Annotated in this window: 1 pseudogene; it reads left to right on the top strand. The window is 52.2% G+C overall.

Annotated elements, in window-relative coordinates:
* Window positions 1-927, top strand: a pseudogene (locus tag E2I14_RS19430) (heme utilization protein); the annotation flags it as partial.

Raw genomic sequence — 927 nt, 5'->3', positions numbered from 1 at the left:
ATACCGCTCAAGTGGCCGCATTGAACAGCAGCGAAGTCAAAGCCTTGACCACCGCGCAAGTGGCTGTGTTGAGTACAGCACAAATCACAGCGCTGGGCACTGCAGGCGTGGATGCGTTGACGACCAAGCAGATTGCCGTCTTAACGACCAATCAGGTTCAAAACGGTTTAACCACCGATGAAGTGGCTAGCCTGAATTCAGCGCAAATCCAAGCGATTACGACTGCTGATGTCCAAGCATTGAATACAGCGCAAGTCGCTGCCTTAGGCACTGCTGGTGCGGATGCCTTGACCACGTCACAAATCGTGGCCTTGACAACGAACCAGATCAATAACGGTTTAACGACTGCTCAGGTCAATTCGCTCTCGACAGCACAAATTGCAGCCTTGACCACTAACCAAGTCCTCAACGGCCTCAATACCGCTGACATCGCTAATTTGACTAGCAGCGAAGTACGCGCCTTAACTAGTGCTCAAGTGAGCGTGTTGAGTACAGCGCAAATCACTGCCTTGGGTACAGCGGGTGTGGATGCATTGACGACGTCGCAAATCGCAGTCTTAACGACGAATCAGGTTCAAAACGGTTTAACCACCGATGAAGTCGCTAGCCTCAATAGCGCGCAGGTGAGAGCGATTACGACTGCGGATGTCCAAGCGTTGAATACCGCTCAAGTCGCGGCCTTAGGCACTGCTGGTGCCGATGCCTTAACGACTTCGCAAATCGTGGCCTTGACGACTAACCAGATCAATAATGGTTTAACGACTGCTCAGGTTAATTCGCTCTCGACAGCGCAAATTGCAGCCTTGACGACTAACCAAGTGCTCAACGGCCTCAACACCGCCGATATGGCAGCGTTGACCAGCAGCGAAGTCAAAGCCTTGACCACCGCGCAAGTGGCTGTATTAAGCACAGCGCAAATCACTGCTT

The organism is Sapientia aquatica (assembly GCF_004358105.1).
Lineage (GTDB): Bacteria > Pseudomonadota > Gammaproteobacteria > Burkholderiales > Burkholderiaceae_D > Solimicrobium > Solimicrobium aquaticum.
The sequence above is the reverse complement of the archived record's forward strand: the minus strand, read 5'-3'. Positions and strand labels throughout refer to the sequence as shown.